The sequence below is a fragment of the Neobacillus rhizosphaerae genome, from assembly GCF_050477885.1.
Lineage (GTDB): Bacteria > Bacillota > Bacilli > Bacillales > Cytobacillaceae > Neobacillus > Neobacillus rhizosphaerae_A.
Map to the genome: position 1 here is coordinate 1 of NZ_JBCNAC010000123.1, position 17,112 is coordinate 17,112.

Consider the following 17,112-nt stretch of genomic DNA (forward strand, 5'->3'; position numbering starts at 1 on the left):
CGTATCTCATTAGGTTCTGCAACTGTTGCAGCTTTAACCACTGCTGGGTTAGTTATTCCCATGTTAGGCCAATCCGATGTAAACCTAGCTTTAGTTGTACTTGCAACTGGTGCTGGTAGCTTAATCGCCTCACACGTTAATGATGCTGGTTTCTGGATGTTTAAAGAGTATTTTGGTTTAAGTATGAAAGAAACATTTGCCACTTGGACATTACTTGAGACGATTATTTCTGTAGCTGGTCTAGGATTTATTCTTTTACTAAGCTTAATCGTATAACAATTTAGGGGATAGTCCCCCACCGCTTTAAAGCGGTGAGGGACTGTCCCCTCTTTATTTATTTTCCGTCTACTACTTCTTTCAAGATTTCATAAGATCGTTTTTGTTTTACAGGGTCATAGATATAAGATACAGCCATGATTTCATCTACTTCATAGTAATTTTGGAATGAAGTCAACTGATTTTGGATGGTCTCCTTGCTTCCTAATAGTGTAACACTGGACATAGAGGTAGCCATTTCCTTTTCCATTGGATTCCAAATCTGATCCATGTTTTCAACTGGCGGTCGTAATGGATTCCTAGAACCACGAACTACATTTAAGAAGAATTGCTGCATGGTTGTAGACAACCATTCGGCTTCATCATCAGTCTCTGCGGCAATCACATTTAAACAAACCATCATATATGGTTTATCCAAATACACTGAGGGCTGGAAACGACTACGATATATTTTAATAGCTTCTTCCATGTATCTAGGTGCAAAATGAGAAGCAAAAACATAGGGAAGCCCTAAACTTGCTGCTAAATAAGCTGAATCTGTGGAAGAACCAAGAATATAAAGTGGAATATTTGTCCCCACACCAGGATAGGATTTCACAAAGCTTTGTTGATCCTCTGGACCAAAGAACGTTAGTAGTGCCTTAACATCTTCTGGAAAGGTGTATACAGAGTCATTTTTTGAGCGTCTTAATGCATTTGCCGTCATCATATCTGTGCCAGGAGCACGGCCAAGCCCCAATTCCACTCGTCCTGGGTATATCGTCTCCATGGTACCAAATTGTTCAGCGACAACTAAAGGTGCATGGTTAGGAAGCATAATCCCACCAGACCCTACACGTATGGTATTGGTATGTTCTAATGTATGCTTGATTAGAATAGATGTAGCTGAACTAATAAGGGTGGGAGTATTATGATGTTCTGCAATCCAGTAGCGTTTATACCCCATCTTCTCTACTGCTTGGGCAAGATCCACCATTGAATCAATCGCTTCTTTGGGTGTTTGTCCCTCTCGAATCGGAGCTAAATTTAGAACCGAAACAGGTATATGAATGGTTGCCATATTAAATTTGTCCTTTCATTTTGAAAATATAATTCTATACTATCAATAGGATTGCAGGAAACAAACTTAAATGCTTACTATTCATGAAAAAGAGGAGGTCATCCCCCCTCTTACATCTTTTCACTTGGATTATTTATACAAGGTACTTTTTTCTATTCAGACTATTTACCTTTGTTGCTACTTTGCTGCTGTATAGTTACATGTTTTGGCCTTTCTGGATACGAACCTTTACCATCAACAGGCCCAGTAAGGTCATTTCTTTGATCTAAGACTTTCCCCGTATATTCTATTGGATGTTTTCCAGACACTTCTTTCACCTCAAATTATTTTCATTTTTATTCCCCTAACTCTTTCTTCCTTGGAACTTCATTTTCATCTCTGCTTCACTCATGTTTGGATTTCTTCTTGGTGTACTTTTATTTAGTGCTTTTTTTAATTCGACAGTTGCATCATCGTTTGTATTATACTTTCCATCCATGTGGCTTCCTCCTTTTTGATATTTATTATTGAACGAAATCTACTTGTTCATTCCTTTATTAGAGGGTTTCACTTTATTGACAACTTAGAAGGAACATGGTATATTTATCTCGAATTAGAGATATCTTAATTAAAGGTATTTTATCCTTCCATGATATTTCCATCAATTCAGTAGTTATATCAATACAACTTGGCATAATATAGTCATACCCAAAATGAGATGTTTGGAGGGTTTAGTGTGAACGGATTAAAAGGCATTCACCATGTAACAGCTATTACAAGTAGTGCAGAAAAGAATTATGACTTTTTCACATATGTTTTAGGAATGCGTTTAGTAAAGAAAACAGTCAATCAAGATGATATTCAAACCTACCATTTATTTTTTGCCGATGATAAGGGCAGCCCAGGTACTGATATGACGTTCTTTGATTTCCCAGGTATTCCAAAAGGAGTGCACGGGACGAATGAGATATCAAAAACCTCCTTCCGAGTACCAAATGATACAGCGATAGAGTATTGGGCGAACCGCTTTGATCGTTTAAAGGTGAAGCACTCAGGAGTCAAGGAGTTTTTTGGTAAGAAAACTTTATCCTTTGTAGATTTCGATGACCAACAATACCAATTAATTTCCGATGAAAAAAATATAGGAGTTGCCAGCGGCACACCTTGGCAAAAGGGTCCGATCCCTTTAGAATACGCCATCACTGGATTAGGACCCATCTTTGTTCGTGTAGCCAATTTCGATTACTTTAAAGAAATGATGGAAAGAGTTCTTTTGTTTAAAGAAATTGCACAAGAGGAAGCTTTTCATTTATTTGAAGTAGGGGAAGGCGGTAACGGTGCTCAAGTGGTTGTGGAATACAATGCAGTACTGCCCCCATCCCAACAAGGCTTTGGTACTGTCCATCATGCAGCATTTCGTGTGGAGGATCGCACGGTTTTAGAAGAATGGATGACACGGATTGAAGGCTTCGGCTTTGGTACCTCTGGTTTTGTCGACCGCTACTTTTTTGGTTCATTATATGTAAGAGTAGCACCTCAAATCTTATTTGAATTCGCTACAGATGGTCCTGGATTTATGGGAGATGAGCCCTATGAAACACTAGGAGAAAATCTATCCTTGCCTCCATTCTTAGAAACAAAACGGGATCAAATTGAAAAAATGGTTCGTCCAATCGATACAGTTAGAAGCACAAAAGAAATAGTGAAAGAATATAATTAACACTTAATCAAAAAAGGAAGCTTGAGATTCAGATCTCCAAGCTTCTTTTTTATTTTTTAAGACTCATACTTTAACCATTGTTGAGAAAAAACAATTATTTGAATTAAATTCTTTACTCTTAACAAATCCAATTTTTTCATAAAGATGGATTGCCCTTTTATTAAAATTAGCCACAGTTAAGCGGATAGGAAAGTCTTTATATTTTTCTTTGATCAAGTCATAGATAAATCTACAGAATTCATAGCCCTTCCCTTTTCCGGTTTCTTCGGGGTGCATCCCGAGTCCAAAATCAATAAAACCATCAACGTAGGCTCCAAACTGGTGACCTATTGGAACCTGGGCAGACTCTCCGACGCAAAAAAAACCTATTAATTTATTTTCAGCGTTTACTACAGCATAATAACTGTCATTCAATAGTTCTTGCAGGGATTCATTTGTTAATTCATTATCATAAAAATCATATGGCTGGTCATATTTCCAACCCAATACTTCTTTAGCATAGTGTTCATTCATTTTGTGAGAGATAAGATTCATGATCAAACCACCTCTTTTTTAAGATCCGTACATAAGTATCCATGGTAACTTACACGAAAATATTTAATATAATTTTTTAACCAAATCGTACCAGACAGCTCCTCCATGATTAGAAGTTGACACACCTTGGTTGTGGTACCCATGACGCTCATAAAAGGGTATTAATTTTTCTTTACAAGTAAGTGTAATGGTTTCACGGTTTTTTAATTTTGCTTCCTCTTCCAAATGCGCAAGCAACGCGGTAGCCACACCACGTCCTTGGAAACCTGGAGACACGGCTATTCCTAGTATGCTTTGGTGTCCACCTGAAATGGGGTTGGCCCTTACATCACTAAATAGCTCATCTGTAATGTATGGCTCCTCAATAACAGGTCCATTTACAAAACCCATTATTTTCCCGTCCCCCTCAGCTATAAAAAAACTATCTGAAATGAATTGGATTCGCTTTTCAAATGCCTCTTTTGGGGCAGCTTCTTCTTTTACAAAACAAAGTTGTTCGATTACTACTAGTTCAGATAAATCATCAATTCTAACGTTCCTTATCATAAACATATATATCCTCCCAAATTAAACAATTATTATCAAATTTTACTATAATATAACATTTTTATAGATTGATATTACTTCTTGTTAACTCATAAATGGCCTCTTTTTTCTAAAAATCTTCCAAATCCCTTGTATCATAATAGAAATTCTGTTATAGTAACAGTCAATTAAATATTTCTTACTTCAATACCATTTGAAGTGAGGATAGAGGCGCAAAAACCATGAGTACACAATTCGAGGAGAATGAGATCCAATGACAATTGTGAAAAGGGGAATTTGCCGAAGCGGAAAGAAACTCATAAATCTTGAAGCTGGTTCTGCTATTGAATAAATACAGAACTGTCATATAGGAAACTATATGGAGGGCTATCTCACGCATGGGAACAATTGTTAAATTATGTTTCTATTGCAGCAGCGAACCCTCGCTGCTGCTTTTTTGCGTTGATTATTAAGGTGCCTTCTCCGCTCTAATTCAAAAAAACTATTTAAAGGGTGAGCATGATGAATTTTGGCCAAGTTTTAACTGCGATGGTTACGCCATTTGATCAACAAGGGGAAATTGATTATAGTGCAACAAAAGAACTCATTAATTATTTAATCGCTAATGGTTCTGATGGATTAGTAATTGCTGGAACAACGGGTGAATCTCCCACATTAACAACTGAAGAAAAAGTGGACCTATTTAAATTTGTAGTAGCTGTTGTTGATAGCAGAGTTCCTGTCATTGCAGGAACTGGTTCCAATAATACAAGAGCCTCTATTAGCTTAACAAAGCAAGCTGAGGATGCCGGAGTAGATGGAATTATGCTGGTTGCTCCCTACTACAATAAACCATCTCAAGAAGGATTATATCAACACTTTAAAGCAATCGCCGAATCTACATCACTCCCAGTCATGCTATATAATATCCCAGGACGAAGTGTAGTTAATATGACTGTCGAAACAATCGTCCGTTTATCAAAGATTAATAATATTGTTGCTGTCAAAGAAGCTAGTGGGAACCTTGATGCCATGTCTGACATTATGAACCAAACTCCTAGTGACTTTACACTTTATAGCGGAGACGACGGATTAACATTACCTGTTTTAGCGATTGGTGGGACAGGAGTTGTCTCTGTTGCTTCTCATATCATTGGAAATGAAATGCAAGAAATGATCAATAACTTTAAAAATGGTAATCTTAAAGAGGCAGCAACAGCACATCGTAACCTACTTCCAGTAATGAGAGCATTGTTTGCAGCACCAAGTCCATCACCAGTAAAAGCAGCATTAAAAATGATTGGTCTTTCTGTGGGTGGTGTCCGATTACCACTTGTCTCATTAACGGAGGAAGAACAACAAACATTACAGAAAAGCCTCCCAATCAGTTTACTTAAGGTACACAGTTAGTAAGGAAGAAATTTTTATTAATGAATATTATATTAGAAGAAATGTCAAAAAAAAGTTAGAAAAACCTCTTCGTTTGATTCTATTTCCCCTGAAAATTTGTTATAATTAAGTAGTTTTAACACTATTGAGGGGGAAAAAGATTTCATGTCAGTTGAAGTAGGCAGCAAAGTCCAAGGAAAAGTAACAGGAATCACTAATTTTGGAGCATTCGTCGAATTACCTGGAGGTACAACAGGTCTAGTGCATATTAGCGAAGTTGCAGAAAGCTATGTAAAAGATATTAATGACCATCTAAAAGTAGGCGACATGGTTGAAGTTAAAGTAATTAGTGAAAAGGATGGTAAAACTGCCCTATCCATTAAAAAAGCGATAGACAAACCTGAAACATCATCTTATTCACAACGCCCGCCACGGCAAGGAAGATCTGATAACCGTTCGAAAGACTTCCGTCCAAAAGGAAATTTTAAACCTAAAGAAACATTTGAAGATAAAGTGGCTAAGTTCTTAAAGGCTAGCGAGGAAAATTTATCTTCTCTTAAGCGCAACACAGAAACAAAACGTGGTGGTCGAGGCGGAAGACGCGGATAACATTAACGTTTTAAGAATTGTTCATATAAAAAAAGAGGATGACTCTATCGCAAGAGTCATCCTCTTCTTTGCATATTACCTACGATAAAACTGATTTTACATTATTTTTTAATTGTACCTCTTCAATAGCCGGGTCAACAGTAACCTGATTCCCTACTACCATTAAATACTCCTCCGGTGTTTTTGACCCAATAATTACCCCTTTCTTAATAAAAGATTGACTTCCTACTACAGAATTCTCCAGCCAAACGTTTTCTTCTACAACGGTATGAGGTAAGATTACCGAATTTTTTATATGTGCCCCCTTTCCAATTTTCACACCATTAAATATAACTGCCCTTTCAACTGAACCACTTATTTCGCAGCCATCACATATTAAACTATGGTGTACTTTGGCACTACCATCTATAAGTGAAGGGGGCTCATTATTTTCAATACTGTAAATTTTCCATTCTGGAGCTTGTTGAAAAATATTTGTTTCTTTATATAAAAGATCCAAATTTGCCTCCCAAAAGCTTCTAACCGTTCCCACATCTCTCCAATACCCATGAAAATTGAAGGATGACAAATGAAATCCTTCGTCCAGCATGGAGGGAATAATATCCTTTCCAAAATCTCTTTGTGTAAATTCCTTTTGCTCTTCCTTAATCAAGGTATCTTTTAGAATTGGCCAATTAAAAATGTATATTCCCATCGATACTAAATTGGTAGTGGGCCTTTGAGGTTTTTCTTTAAATGCTAGAATTTTATTTGACTGCTTATCAATTTCTAGTACACCGAATTGGTGTGCATTTCCCCAAGGAACTTCCATAACTGCAATGGTACAATCAGCATTTGTTTCAATGTGATGTTGCAGCATCTCTCTATAATCCATCTTGTAGACTTGGTCAGCTGAGAGAATGAGAACATAGTCAGGATTGTGTTGCTCGATGAATTGGAAATTCTGAAATACTGCATGTGCCGTACCCTCATACCACTCCACACCTAAACCGTCCCGTTGGTATGGTGGAAGGATTATTAATCCACCAAACCTGTCTGAAAGCTTCCATTGATTACATTGACCAATATGAGAATGTAATACTAGGGGCTTATATTGAGTTAAAATCCCTACAGTTTCTATCCCTGAATTTTTGCAATTACTTAAGGCAAAGTCAATGATACGATATTTCCCACCAAACGGCACAGCTGGCTTTACGATAGTTTTTGTTAGTAGATTAAGTCTCGTCCCCCTCCCCCCCGCTAACAGCATGGCTATCCAATTTGGTTTATTCATTGTTCTCCTCCTTTTCTTTGGATAACTTTTACTCCTCAATGACCCTTGCTTATTCCATCTGTTTATATCTCTATTATCACCTGATTTTTCCATTTCTACGATTTAGATGTGACATCTCTGTGAAAAGTTCTCATTTTTTTATCGACACCCTCTTAAGAAAATAGTTCGTAATATGGCTGTTTTTGTCCGAATCTTAAAAGAAATAAAAAAAGGATCCTAGAAATAGGAACCTTTTAAATAGTCTTTTTTCGCTTATAAAGTTGTCTTGATTATGATTACTAAAATCTATCGAATACCCGTTTTCATGATAGATGGAATGACCTTTGGCTCTTGATATGATACATCTTTTTTTCTATATGCATGCCAATAAGCAATTGCAATAAACACGGATCCTCCTACTGCATTTCCTAAGAAAACCGGAACAAAATTGGTAATATACTGCATCCAAGAAAAATGACCTGCAAAAATCGCAGCAGGAATGACAAACATATTGGCAACTACGTGTTGAAAGCCAATAGCAACAAATGCCATCGTTGGAAACCAAATTCCAGCTATTTTCCCAGTCATGTCGTTAGCTCCGTACGAAAGCCAGACTGCGGAAGCAACCAACCAGTTACAACCAATACCAGATATAAACGCTTGAATAAAGGTGGCTTCAAGTTTATGCTCAGCAATACTAACCGTTTTTTCTAAAAAAGGACCAGTTTCAGTAAGACCTACTAGATGACCAAAGAAATAGGCGACAAAAACAGCTCCTAGAAAGTTACTAATTGTCACAAGAAACCAATTTAATATGACCTCACCAGTAGTCACCTTTTTCGCCATCCTTGCAAGCGGTACAGCCATCATATTACCAGTTAGTAACTCTCCTCCTGCAAGTAAAGTAAGAATCAACCCAATAGGAAATACAGATGCTCCTATCAAACTGCTTAATCCCTCCAAATTTATTGATAGGCTTGCTGTTACACGTATGCAAAGTAAATAACCTAGCGCAATAAATGCACCTGCTTCAAAACCTAAGATTATCGTCTGCAATGGAGAGTTCTTGGTTTTCTTCGTGCCATTTTCTATGGTTATTTCCATAATTTGATCCGGTTTACTGTATGCCATAATGTGTTACTCCTTTAATAAAATTCTTTTTATTTGTGATGTTCTTAACATACTTTTATTTTATCGCACTTTCATCCTTTTTCCTGTGAACTTTTCTTTAACGATTATTAAACGTTTTCAATTTTTTTCCTAATTCAGCAAAAAGATTTTATTCCTGTGAAATATTTGTTATAATGAAGTGGTTTTAACATTATTGAGGGGGAAATATATTTCTATGTCAGTTGAAGTAGGCAGCAAAGTACAAGGAAAAGTAACAGGAATCACTAATTTTGGAGCATTCGTAGAATTGCCTGGCGGCACAACAGGTCTTGTGCATATCAGTGAAGTTGCGGAAAGCTATGTTAAGGATATTAATGACCACCTTAAAGTAGGCGACATGGTTGAAGTAAAGGTAATTAGTGAGAAAGACGGAAAAACTGCCTTATCTATTAAAAAAGCTATCGATAGACCAGAAAGTCAAACCTCTTCTTACTCACAACGCCCAGCAAGGCAAGGAAGATCTGACAACCGTTCTAAAGATTTTCGTCCAAAAAGCAATTTCAAACCTAAAGAATCATTTGAAGATAAAGTGGCTAAGTTTTTAAAGTCTAGTGAAGAAAATTTATCTTCACTAAAGCGCAGCACAGAAACAAAGCGTGGCGGCCGAGGTGGAAGACGCGGGTAAGCTGACTCGTTGTAACTTTATAACCAGAGAGAAGAGCTGACTTTTTCGAGTCAGCTCTTCTTTTTCGGAAATGATTAGTACTCTTTATACTTCTCCCGAATAGATATAAAATTTAATAATTTTTTCCATATTTCTTAATTGCTAAGAACGAAAAGACAGCGAGAGTAATAATAGTCCATAACAAGGAGATTTGTGGATTTATATTAGTAACTACAAATAAGGATGGAATTTTCCCAAAGACTGCATCATCCATGGTTAAAAACCAACCAAGAAACATATTATTTGCCGCATGAGCACCAATCGTTATTTCTGCACTATTAGTTTTTGCAGTTACGTAACACCACACTATTCCAGAAAGTACATAATCACTACCGACAAAAAATGCTGAATAATTCATTTCTGGGTTACTGAAATGAAGCATACCAAAAATAGAACCTACAATAATTGATAATAATAGAGAATAAGTAATCTTTCGGCCAAACCACTGCATTAGGTAGCCCCTGAAAAATACCTCTTCTGCTGTAGTTTGTAGTGGTGTTAAGATTAAAACAAAGAAAAACAGCTGAAGAAAGTCCCTGAATTTAATATTATTGAATGCATAATCTCCTGGATTTAAAATAAAATCAAGCAGTGTCGTTCCGGAAACTAAGCAAAAAAACAAGCTAAATCCCCAAAAAATTCTCCTCCAGTTTATTTTTTTATTGGGAGTTATAAGAGATTTGAATGCTCGTTTATGAACCAGCCTCATGGTAATAACTAAACCCAGCATCCAAAAAACATAATTAATATGTGTCAAAACAAAGTCATATAGCGGATTAACATGAACACCCACTAACTCAACTCTATCGAAATAAGAATTGGGATTTCCATCTGTCTCAGCAAATACACTTAAAGCAAAAATGTACATAATAGACCCTACGAAAATAAATAATATTATAATAACAAATGATAATAAAAACCTTTTCCAATTGTTTTTTCCTTGGTTCATTTTAATAAAATTTTGTTGCAAAAACTCTCCCCCTAAACCTATTCTTAAATTCTCCCTTAATTAATTTGGTTGCTTACTATTATAACTTTTTCCAAAAAAATACACACGAGAAATATTTTAACAAATCTCGTGTGTATTTTACATTCTTGTTTACTTAAACTTCTCTGGAAACTGCTTAACAATCCCATCAGTTAGTATTTCACCCATATGAATAAGATGTTCTTCGTTCGTATCAGCTGTTTTTATATCACCAGCTTATGCTTTTAAGCACCATAAATTTTGGTAACCCACTTTTTGAATAAATTCTGATATAGTAGTTTATAGAGAAGAATGGAAAGGATTTATGACAACCATGAAATGTTTATCAATAGATTTAGATGGTACATTATTAAATTCCAAGCAAGAAATAACTGAAGAGAATGTAAAAGCATTAAATGAATTGCAAGAAAGAGGGCACTGCCTTATTTTAAACACGGGCCGTGCTTACGCAGATGTGATTAAATTACCGGCAGTACAAAATATGGAAGTTCCTATCTTTTGTATCAATGGTTCTGTTTTATATTCTGCATCAAGAGAGGTGCTGTATGAAGCAACTCTTCCTGTTTCCATTTATCAAGAAATGTTTTCAATTTTAAAAGAATTAGGGGTAGGAATTCTCGTTTATACCAATTACGGTGGCTTTCCATCTACCTTGCCTCCCTTACATGGCAAAAGTAAAGAAGAGCTAAATATTCTATTTGAAGAATTCAATTATGATGAAATTTTAGAAAAGGAACAATTAAAAATCTATAAAGTAATTGCTTTGGTCCATCCTGAGCAACAAGAACGTGTAGATGAAATAAAAACCGCATTAGCTGGCAAATTTCCGATATCTATGGCATCATCTTTCCCAAATAATGTCGAGATTACCTCCATTGAAGCACATAAGGGGAAGGCATTATTGCGTTACCAACAGATGATGAACCTTTCGTTTAAAGAAATTATTGCATTTGGTGATGGCGGCAACGATTTGGCACAGTTTGAGGTGGCAAACACATCAGTTGCAATGGGGAATGCCCCTCTTCATGTTCAACAAAAAGCTGATCTCATTACAAAAACAAATGATGAAGATGGTTTTGCCTATGCTGTACGTCATCTATTACAATTAATACACACTGATAAAGAAGAATTGGTATTTTAATATGTTTAAAAAATACAAGCTACCTAAAAGGTGGCTTGTATTTTTTTATGGAAATATCAGTTTACATAATAATGTTATGAAAAACTTAATGATTAAATGGGTGCTCCTATTCCTTACATAATTTATTCTAGTCCGGCCTCTTCCATCGATATTCTTGATAAGGCTGACCAGTCTTGATTCTCTCGGCCCTTTGCAACAGAAGCAAGGAGACGATTATGTACTAAGTTAGCAAGTGGCATCGGGGTTTTTGTTGCGTTTGCTTCATCCAGGACAAGATTGCAATCTTTTAGACCAAGTGATAGCTGAAAACCAGCAGGTTCAAACCTTTTCTTAGCAATCATCTGACCGTATCCTTGATAGACTGTACAGTTAAATAAGGTTGACGCATATACCTCTGCAGCTAACTCTCGATCAATTCCATTTTTCTCTGCTAAATTAAAGGACTCTGCCATCGCCTCCATGGCAGCCATAATCATAAAGTTACCACCCAGCTTTATCACATTGGCAGCACCTGGTTCTTCACCAATATCAAAAATCGGCTGCCCTAGAGCTTCTTGCACTGGCTTGACACGCTTTTTAGCTTCAAGTGGACCAGATGAGAGGATATTTAGTTTTTGAGCTATTGCTGCCTCAGGTCGACCAAAAACAGGGGATGCTACCAAATAACTTCCATGCTGTTGATGAGATGCTGCTAGTTTCTTTGATGTCTCGGGAGATACGGTGCTCATTGATAAGTGAATTCCACCAGCACCTAACTTTTCAGCAAATCCATCAGGCCCCAATACAATCTCTTCGAGTGCCTGGTCGTTCGACACCATGGTGATCACTATTCCACCAGTGGTAACTGCATCACATAATTTATTCACCTGCTGAGCCCCTGCTTCCACTACAGCAACTGCTTTACTAGGTGTACGGTTATACACCTTTACTGTATATCCTGCTTTTAAAAGATTCAAAACCATTGGTTGTCCCATATTACCAAGGCCGATAAAGCCCACTTCTTTTATCATCTTAAGTGCCTCCTTTAAAATATATCTTTACAACCCATGATATAGATGGTTATTTCCCACTGCAACTGTTAAGTATAACAAAAAAAGACCACTAAGGGTCTCTTCTAGTTGGTATTAAAATAAATGTGGAATATTCATCAATGCAGGAATGAGCAGCGCAGCCCAGATAAGGGTAATGAAGGCGGCAAAAATCATCGCTAAGGATGAAAACGTTGCTTCCTGTTCACCGTACTCTAACGCTTTATTAGTCCCAGCTCCATGTGCTCCCATACCTAATGCGAGCCCTTTGGCAATTGGGGATTTGATAGACAGAGATTTTAGAACCATCGGACCTACAACACCGCCAATTACACCAGTTAAAATGACAAAAACAGTTGTCAAGGTTGGCAATCCACCAATTTCTTTTGACACCTCAATCGCAATCGGAGTCGTGATAGACCTTGGAAGGATGGAAGTGACGAAATCATAGTTCAAGTGAATTAATTTTGACAGTCCTAAGGTTGAAAAAATAGCCACAAGTGAACCTGAAGTAATACTAATGATAATAGTACCGATATACTTTTTAATAATCGATAAATTTTTGTATATGGGTACCGCAAAGGCAACAGTGGCTGGACCCAATAGATGGGTTAGCCACTTAGATGCCTCCAAGTATTTGGTAGCCGAAACATGAGAAATAGATATTAGGACTATTAGTAAAATAGGTGCAAGCAGTAGCGGATGAAAAAACGGAAGAGTCATCTTTGTATAGGTTTTTTTGGCAAACCGGTAGATAAGATAGGTTATGATAGTAAATAGAATCGTCATCAATGCTGCTCACTCCTTTTCCGAACCGATATTTTCTCCGCAATTAGTGCAGTCATTCCCATAACTATTGCTGTACTAATGGCAATTAAAACAACAATTTCCGCACCCTGAAGGCTAATAATTTCATCATAATTTACTATTCCAACTGCGGATGGAATAAAAAATAAAAGCAACTCAGCCATCAGCCAACTTGCCCCTTTTTCCACCCATTCCAGTTTAATAATTTTGAAATAAAGCGCTAGAAAAAGAAGAGCTAATCCGAACATAGAAGCCGGAATTGGAAGAGGAATCAATTCCTTTAGTGCCACCCCAAGAAATAAGAAAACATGTAAAAATAAGACTTGTATCACTATTACTCCTAGTTTCATTGTGAACTTCCTTCCTAAATAAGAAAAAGGGAGTAAAATCTCCCTTTTGTTTCCTAGAATTAACTATTAGTAATAGTACAGCGATATTCACCATTCGTAAAATACATATTTAGAATGTTTTTCATAACTCAAAGTTATAATGGTTCTTTTAGAATGAAATCAATAAAGGTTCTCCCCGCGTTAGAAATATAGCGATCTTTTTTTGTAATGACAGCTAGTCTCCACATTATATCGTCCTGAAGTTTGATTACCTTTAAATCGGAATTAAAAGCCCGGTTGCAAATCGACTGTGGAAGGATGGTTATACCTAAGTTTGCTGCAACCATCTCCGTCATCAGGTCCCATTGTGAACTCTTGAATAAAATTTTTGGTTCAAAGCCAGCAGCAATAAAATGGTTTCTCATGATTTGATTTAAAGCAAATTCCTCATGATAAAAAATAAATTCTTCGTCCCTTAATTCCTTTAACTCCACTTCATTGCGATCTGATAAATGATGATCTTTGTAAACTACTAGCCTCATCTCTTCCTCTACAATGGGATAAACCGAAAATTGCTGTTCATCGATTGGTAGTACTGCGACACCCAATTCAAATTCTCCTTCTTCCACACTTTTTACGACTCTTGCACCACCATACTCCGTAATATTTAATTCTATATTCGGAAAGGCATGATGAAACTTGGCCATGACCCTTGGAAAAAACAAGCTTCCAATAAATGGCGGTAATCCAATGTTGATTTGACCTCTTGATAAGTTCGTCATATCAACTAAAGTGGTCTTCATTTCATCTACTAACACGGTCATCCTTAGAGCATATTCGAGGACCACTTTCCCTGCATCTGTAAGGTCGCTTGTCTTGTTGGTCCGAATGATTAATGTCATGCCCATCTCATCTTCTAGAGCCATTATTGACTTGCTTAAGGCTGGCTGAGAAATATGCATATTCTCTGCTGCTTTCGTAATGCTTTTTTGCTTAGCTACCTCAATAAATAATCTTAACTGCCGTAATTCCAATGAAAACACCTCGATTTTCCGTACCTATTTTTCATTATAGAAAAAGATTTTAAATAAACAAAACATCTCCCCTATTGTAGGGAGATGTTTGAATATTTACAGAGCGCTCTCTGTTTTATTTTTAACACGGAATGCAGTAACTTTCTGCAATCGTACAAATAATGATGTAATAATAATTGCAGCCAAAACAGGTAGTAACCAACCAAGTCCATCCTTGTAAAGAGGTAACACTCGCTCATAAAACGAAACGATCGGTGCCAGCCAGTCAAAATAATCCATTTCTAACAAGCTGCATAAGGTTTTAAACCCATCAATTATGCTTATGCAAAATGTGACAGCGATAGCAGTAACATATACAATTCGCGAATGGTTAAATAGCTTCGATGCAAAGGCAAGCAACATTAAGGCAATTGCAAGTGGATAGAGAAACATTAACACAGGAATGGAAAATGTAATAATGTTTGACAATCCAAAATTTGCAATAATTAACGAAACCATGGAAAAGAACACAACCCACATTTTATAACTGATTCTAGGCATCAAAATATGAAAGTATTCACCACAAGCTGTCATAAGCCCGATACTGGTTGTAAGACAAGCTAGTATGATTATTATGGATAACATTAGCGTTCCGAACGAACCAAAATAATAAGATGCTGCCTTTCCAAGGACAGGTCCACCTGTATCAAATAGGCCGAACGCTTCCGTACTTGTTGCCCCTAGGTAGGCAATACCAACATAGATGATTCCAAGAAAAAACGTTGCCACTATCCCTGATTTAGCTGATGCCAAAAGGATACCTCGAGATGACGTTATACCCATGGAACGAATCGCGTTTATGACAATAATGCCAAATACAAGTGAAGCGAGTGCATCCATTGTATTATAGCCTTCCATCAAACCTTTCATAAATGCACCGTTTGTATAAGATGCTTGTGGTGCTTCAATCGTACCTACCGGTTTTACTATAATCATAAACAGTAGCACAAAAATAAGGATGATAATTCCAGGAGATAATATTTTTCCCACATTATCGACTATTTTTGCAGGGTTTAGAGAAAACCAAAGTGTGACTACAAAAAATAATAGGGTAAATATAATCAGCCCAGCATGTCCATTATTTTCATTCACAAAAGGTGCAATTCCAATATCAAACGCAACAGCTCCCGTTCTAGGAGCTGCAAAAAATGGACCTATGGTTAGGTATAGAAGAGATGTAAAGACCACTCCGAAGACTGGATGAATACGGCTAGAAAGCTCCTGTAAATTCTTACTTCCCGAAACACCAATTGCCAAAATTCCGAGGAACGGTAATCCAATCCCCGTTATTAAAAATCCTGCTACCGCCAGCCAAATGTTTGATCCGGCTTTTTGACCAAGCGATGCTGGAAAAATTAAATTTCCTGCGCCAAAAAACAAGGCAAACAACATCACACCAATGATGAAATACCTTGAAAAACTTAATTTATTTTGCATAAATAATGCTCCCACCTTATAATTCCAATACTCATAATAGATTAGTAATTTCAAATATTATTCCGTGAATAATATTACTATTCAAACACTCAAAATTCAACCTATTTTAATGATTTATTTGATAATTACAAACTGACAAAAGTTTACTATTTTTTAAAGAATTAGCTATTATTCATTAAATCAGTGAAAATTTACTAATAAATAAAAATTATTTTAAAAAAATAATTCATAAAGGCTAATCCCTCTACTGTTTTGGAACTAACCTTAACTACTCCTGATCCAAAGGAGATTTTAAATGATCATTATATAGGTCAATAATTAGAGAACTATTTGATGATATAACTGCGTATTGAATATCTTTTAGTTGCAGGTTTCGAGATTGCAACTCCTGATTAAGCCATGCGCTTGAGTATTGTGAGTTCAAGTTCTTCTCAACTACCTTTCCGTCCATGACCAGTTCAATAGGGAGATGGATATCTACACTAGTATTGGTTGAAACAATTTCATTTTTGGTTACACTTTGATATTTTGTTTTTTTCAGAACAGATAACTTACCACTAACTTCTAATAAAGCAAACTCCACTTCAATTAAATCAAAAATCCCTTGCTCTCTTAGCTGCTGATTTAAATCATCAAGCGAATACCGTATTTTTTTCATGTTACCATCTAACAGCTTTCCATTTTCAATAACAACGGTCGGCTCTCCTGAAAGCCACAACCGAAAACGTCTGTTTTTAATAGATATGAGTGAACTAATTAAATACATAAAAATAAGTGCAATAAAAGAAGCCAACATTGGAGTGAATTTTAAATTCGTATCAAATCCCATATTTGCAATAAAAGAACCCAGCGTTACAGATAATGCAAAATTATAGTGATTGTTATGAGAATTTACTTGTTTTCCAATCCATATCGAAACTGTCAATAATATTAAAAATGAAAAACACGTTCGCAGAACGGCAATAATTAAAGTCTCCACTTGATTCATCCTTTTTTATCTAAAAACTCTCTTTGTAATATGAGCCAAATATGAAATGAATATAATTATTTCTATGATAATTATCTTTATAAGTTTGCTTAATAATAGGAGAAAAAAATCTAAACAGGAAAAGGCCCCTATCCAATTACTAG

At 36.3% G+C, this 17,112-nt stretch carries 19 protein-coding genes, 1 pseudogene and 1 riboswitch; of the genes and pseudogenes, 6 read left to right on the forward strand and 14 right to left on the reverse strand.

Annotated features, from left to right (window positions below; all coding sequences use genetic code 11):
* Positions 1 to 276 (forward strand): annotated as a pseudogene (locus ABES03_RS17210) (gluconate permease); the annotation flags it as partial.
* Positions 277 to 334: 58 nt separating this feature from the next.
* On the opposite strand, the gene ABES03_RS17215 reads toward ABES03_RS17210, so the two are convergent.
* From ABES03_RS17215 to ABES03_RS17225, 3 genes are all read right to left on the reverse strand, one after another.
* The gene (locus ABES03_RS17215) at positions 335 to 1,336 is read right to left on the reverse strand and encodes an LLM class flavin-dependent oxidoreductase (RefSeq protein WP_430118908.1); all 1,002 of its coding nucleotides are present in this window, start codon (positions 1,334 to 1,336) and stop codon (positions 335 to 337) included.
* A 161-nt stretch (positions 1,337 to 1,497) separates the two neighbouring features.
* The gene (locus ABES03_RS17220) at positions 1,498 to 1,644 is read right to left on the reverse strand and encodes a hypothetical protein (protein WP_430118910.1); all 147 of its coding nucleotides are present in this window, start codon (positions 1,642 to 1,644) and stop codon (positions 1,498 to 1,500) included.
* Positions 1,645 to 1,679: 35 nt separating this feature from the next.
* Positions 1,680 to 1,814 (reverse strand): hypothetical protein, encoded by a 135-nt coding sequence (locus ABES03_RS17225; protein ID WP_430118912.1) that lies wholly within the window; start codon positions 1,812 to 1,814, stop codon positions 1,680 to 1,682.
* Positions 1,815 to 2,051: 237 nt separating this feature from the next.
* On the opposite strand from ABES03_RS17225, the gene ABES03_RS17230 reads away from it, so the two are divergent.
* Positions 2,052 to 3,035: a ring-cleaving dioxygenase gene (locus tag ABES03_RS17230; RefSeq protein WP_430118914.1), complete on the forward strand. Its 984-nt coding sequence runs from the start codon at positions 2,052 to 2,054 to the stop codon at positions 3,033 to 3,035.
* 63 nt (positions 3,036 to 3,098) lie between these two features.
* Here ABES03_RS17230 and ABES03_RS17235 read toward each other — a convergent pair whose 3' ends face one another.
* Both ABES03_RS17235 and ABES03_RS17240 read right to left on the reverse strand, forming a co-directional pair.
* On the reverse strand, positions 3,099 to 3,569 hold the full coding sequence (locus ABES03_RS17235; protein ID WP_430118916.1) for a GNAT family N-acetyltransferase: 471 nt from the start codon (positions 3,567 to 3,569) through the stop codon (positions 3,099 to 3,101).
* Between the two features lie 63 nt (positions 3,570 to 3,632).
* The gene (locus ABES03_RS17240; protein WP_430118918.1) at positions 3,633 to 4,121 is read right to left on the reverse strand and encodes a GNAT family N-acetyltransferase; all 489 of its coding nucleotides are present in this window, start codon (positions 4,119 to 4,121) and stop codon (positions 3,633 to 3,635) included.
* 191 nt (positions 4,122 to 4,312) lie between these two features.
* Positions 4,313 to 4,492, forward strand: a riboswitch (Lysine riboswitch).
* A gap of 124 nt (positions 4,493 to 4,616) precedes the next feature.
* Between ABES03_RS17240 and dapA the strand changes: the two genes are divergently transcribed.
* Complete coding sequence (gene dapA / locus ABES03_RS17245) at positions 4,617 to 5,504, forward strand: 4-hydroxy-tetrahydrodipicolinate synthase (protein ID WP_430118920.1); 888 nt, start codon at positions 4,617 to 4,619, stop codon at positions 5,502 to 5,504.
* A gap of 144 nt (positions 5,505 to 5,648) precedes the next feature.
* A complete protein-coding gene (locus ABES03_RS17250) occupies positions 5,649 to 6,092 on the forward strand; it encodes a S1 domain-containing RNA-binding protein (protein ID WP_430118922.1) in 444 nt (147 codons plus the stop codon).
* A 79-nt stretch (positions 6,093 to 6,171) separates the two neighbouring features.
* Here ABES03_RS17250 and ABES03_RS17255 read toward each other — a convergent pair whose 3' ends face one another.
* Positions 6,172 to 7,365, reverse strand: coding sequence for a glucose-1-phosphate adenylyltransferase (locus ABES03_RS17255; RefSeq protein ID WP_430118924.1), 1,194 nt, complete (start codon positions 7,363 to 7,365; stop codon positions 6,172 to 6,174).
* 285 nt (positions 7,366 to 7,650) lie between these two features.
* Complete coding sequence (locus ABES03_RS17260) at positions 7,651 to 8,475, reverse strand: formate/nitrite transporter family protein (protein WP_430118926.1); 825 nt, start codon at positions 8,473 to 8,475, stop codon at positions 7,651 to 7,653.
* Positions 8,476 to 8,689: 214 nt separating this feature from the next.
* On the opposite strand from ABES03_RS17260, the gene ABES03_RS17265 reads away from it, so the two are divergent.
* The gene (locus ABES03_RS17265; RefSeq protein ID WP_430118928.1) at positions 8,690 to 9,139 is read left to right on the forward strand and encodes a S1 domain-containing RNA-binding protein; all 450 of its coding nucleotides are present in this window, start codon (positions 8,690 to 8,692) and stop codon (positions 9,137 to 9,139) included.
* Positions 9,140 to 9,251: 112 nt separating this feature from the next.
* Here the strand turns inward: ABES03_RS17265 and ABES03_RS17270 are convergent, their stop codons facing one another.
* On the reverse strand, positions 9,252 to 10,148 hold the full coding sequence (locus ABES03_RS17270) for a CPBP family intramembrane glutamic endopeptidase (protein ID WP_430118930.1): 897 nt from the start codon (positions 10,146 to 10,148) through the stop codon (positions 9,252 to 9,254).
* A 322-nt stretch (positions 10,149 to 10,470) separates the two neighbouring features.
* On the opposite strand from ABES03_RS17270, the gene ABES03_RS17275 reads away from it, so the two are divergent.
* Positions 10,471 to 11,307, forward strand: coding sequence for an HAD family hydrolase (locus tag ABES03_RS17275; RefSeq protein WP_430118932.1), 837 nt, complete (start codon positions 10,471 to 10,473; stop codon positions 11,305 to 11,307).
* 122 nt (positions 11,308 to 11,429) lie between these two features.
* Here the strand turns inward: ABES03_RS17275 and ABES03_RS17280 are convergent, their stop codons facing one another.
* The 6 genes from ABES03_RS17280 to ABES03_RS17305 all read right to left on the reverse strand — a co-directional run bounded on the left by ABES03_RS17280 (position 11,430) and on the right by ABES03_RS17305 (position 16,960).
* The gene (locus tag ABES03_RS17280; RefSeq protein WP_430118934.1) at positions 11,430 to 12,317 is read right to left on the reverse strand and encodes an NAD(P)-dependent oxidoreductase; all 888 of its coding nucleotides are present in this window, start codon (positions 12,315 to 12,317) and stop codon (positions 11,430 to 11,432) included.
* Between the two features lie 114 nt (positions 12,318 to 12,431).
* On the reverse strand, positions 12,432 to 13,124 hold the full coding sequence (locus tag ABES03_RS17285) for an LrgB family protein (protein WP_430119046.1): 693 nt from the start codon (positions 13,122 to 13,124) through the stop codon (positions 12,432 to 12,434).
* Positions 13,124 to 13,492, reverse strand: coding sequence for a CidA/LrgA family protein (locus tag ABES03_RS17290; protein ID WP_430118936.1), 369 nt, complete (start codon positions 13,490 to 13,492; stop codon positions 13,124 to 13,126). Before ABES03_RS17290 ends, ABES03_RS17285 begins: the two co-directional genes overlap by 1 nt.
* 134 nt (positions 13,493 to 13,626) lie before the next feature.
* Entirely contained in the window at positions 13,627 to 14,505 is an 879-nt protein-coding gene (locus ABES03_RS17295) for a LysR family transcriptional regulator (protein ID WP_430118938.1), read from the reverse strand.
* 96 nt (positions 14,506 to 14,601) lie between these two features.
* On the reverse strand, positions 14,602 to 15,981 hold the full coding sequence (brnQ, locus tag ABES03_RS17300; protein WP_430118939.1) for a branched-chain amino acid transport system II carrier protein: 1,380 nt from the start codon (positions 15,979 to 15,981) through the stop codon (positions 14,602 to 14,604).
* A 268-nt stretch (positions 15,982 to 16,249) separates the two neighbouring features.
* A complete protein-coding gene (locus ABES03_RS17305) occupies positions 16,250 to 16,960 on the reverse strand; it encodes a DUF421 domain-containing protein (RefSeq protein ID WP_430118941.1) in 711 nt (236 codons plus the stop codon).
* Positions 16,961 to 17,112 lie beyond the last annotated feature (152 nt).

Excerpts from the sequence above, each read along its gene's own strand:
- ABES03_RS17250 (WP_430118922.1), top strand. The coding sequence starts at position 5,649 with ATGTCAGTTGAAGTAGGCAGCAAAGTCCAAGGAAAAGTAACAGGAATC.
- ABES03_RS17275 (WP_430118932.1), top strand. The coding sequence starts at position 10,471 with ATGACAACCATGAAATGTTTATCAATAGATTTAGATGGTACATTATTA.
- ABES03_RS17240 (WP_430118918.1), bottom strand. The coding sequence starts at position 4,121 with ATGTTTATGATAAGGAACGTTAGAATTGATGATTTATCTGAACTAGTA.
- ABES03_RS17290 (WP_430118936.1), bottom strand. The coding sequence starts at position 13,492 with ATGAAACTAGGAGTAATAGTGATACAAGTCTTATTTTTACATGTTTTC.
- dapA (WP_430118920.1), top strand. The coding sequence starts at position 4,617 with ATGAATTTTGGCCAAGTTTTAACTGCGATGGTTACGCCATTTGATCAA.
- ABES03_RS17265 (WP_430118928.1), top strand. The coding sequence starts at position 8,690 with ATGTCAGTTGAAGTAGGCAGCAAAGTACAAGGAAAAGTAACAGGAATC.
- ABES03_RS17260 (WP_430118926.1), bottom strand. The coding sequence starts at position 8,475 with ATGGCATACAGTAAACCGGATCAAATTATGGAAATAACCATAGAAAAT.
- ABES03_RS17280 (WP_430118934.1), bottom strand. The coding sequence starts at position 12,317 with ATGATAAAAGAAGTGGGCTTTATCGGCCTTGGTAATATGGGACAACCA.
- ABES03_RS17235 (WP_430118916.1), bottom strand. The coding sequence starts at position 3,569 with ATGAATCTTATCTCTCACAAAATGAATGAACACTATGCTAAAGAAGTA.
- ABES03_RS17255 (WP_430118924.1), bottom strand. The coding sequence starts at position 7,365 with ATGAATAAACCAAATTGGATAGCCATGCTGTTAGCGGGGGGGAGGGGG.
- ABES03_RS17285 (WP_430119046.1), bottom strand. The coding sequence starts at position 13,124 with ATGACGATTCTATTTACTATCATAACCTATCTTATCTACCGGTTTGCC.
- ABES03_RS17225 (WP_430118912.1), bottom strand. The coding sequence starts at position 1,814 with ATGGATGGAAAGTATAATACAAACGATGATGCAACTGTCGAATTAAAA.
- ABES03_RS17215 (WP_430118908.1), bottom strand. The coding sequence starts at position 1,336 with ATGGCAACCATTCATATACCTGTTTCGGTTCTAAATTTAGCTCCGATT.
- brnQ (WP_430118939.1), bottom strand. The coding sequence starts at position 15,981 with ATGCAAAATAAATTAAGTTTTTCAAGGTATTTCATCATTGGTGTGATG.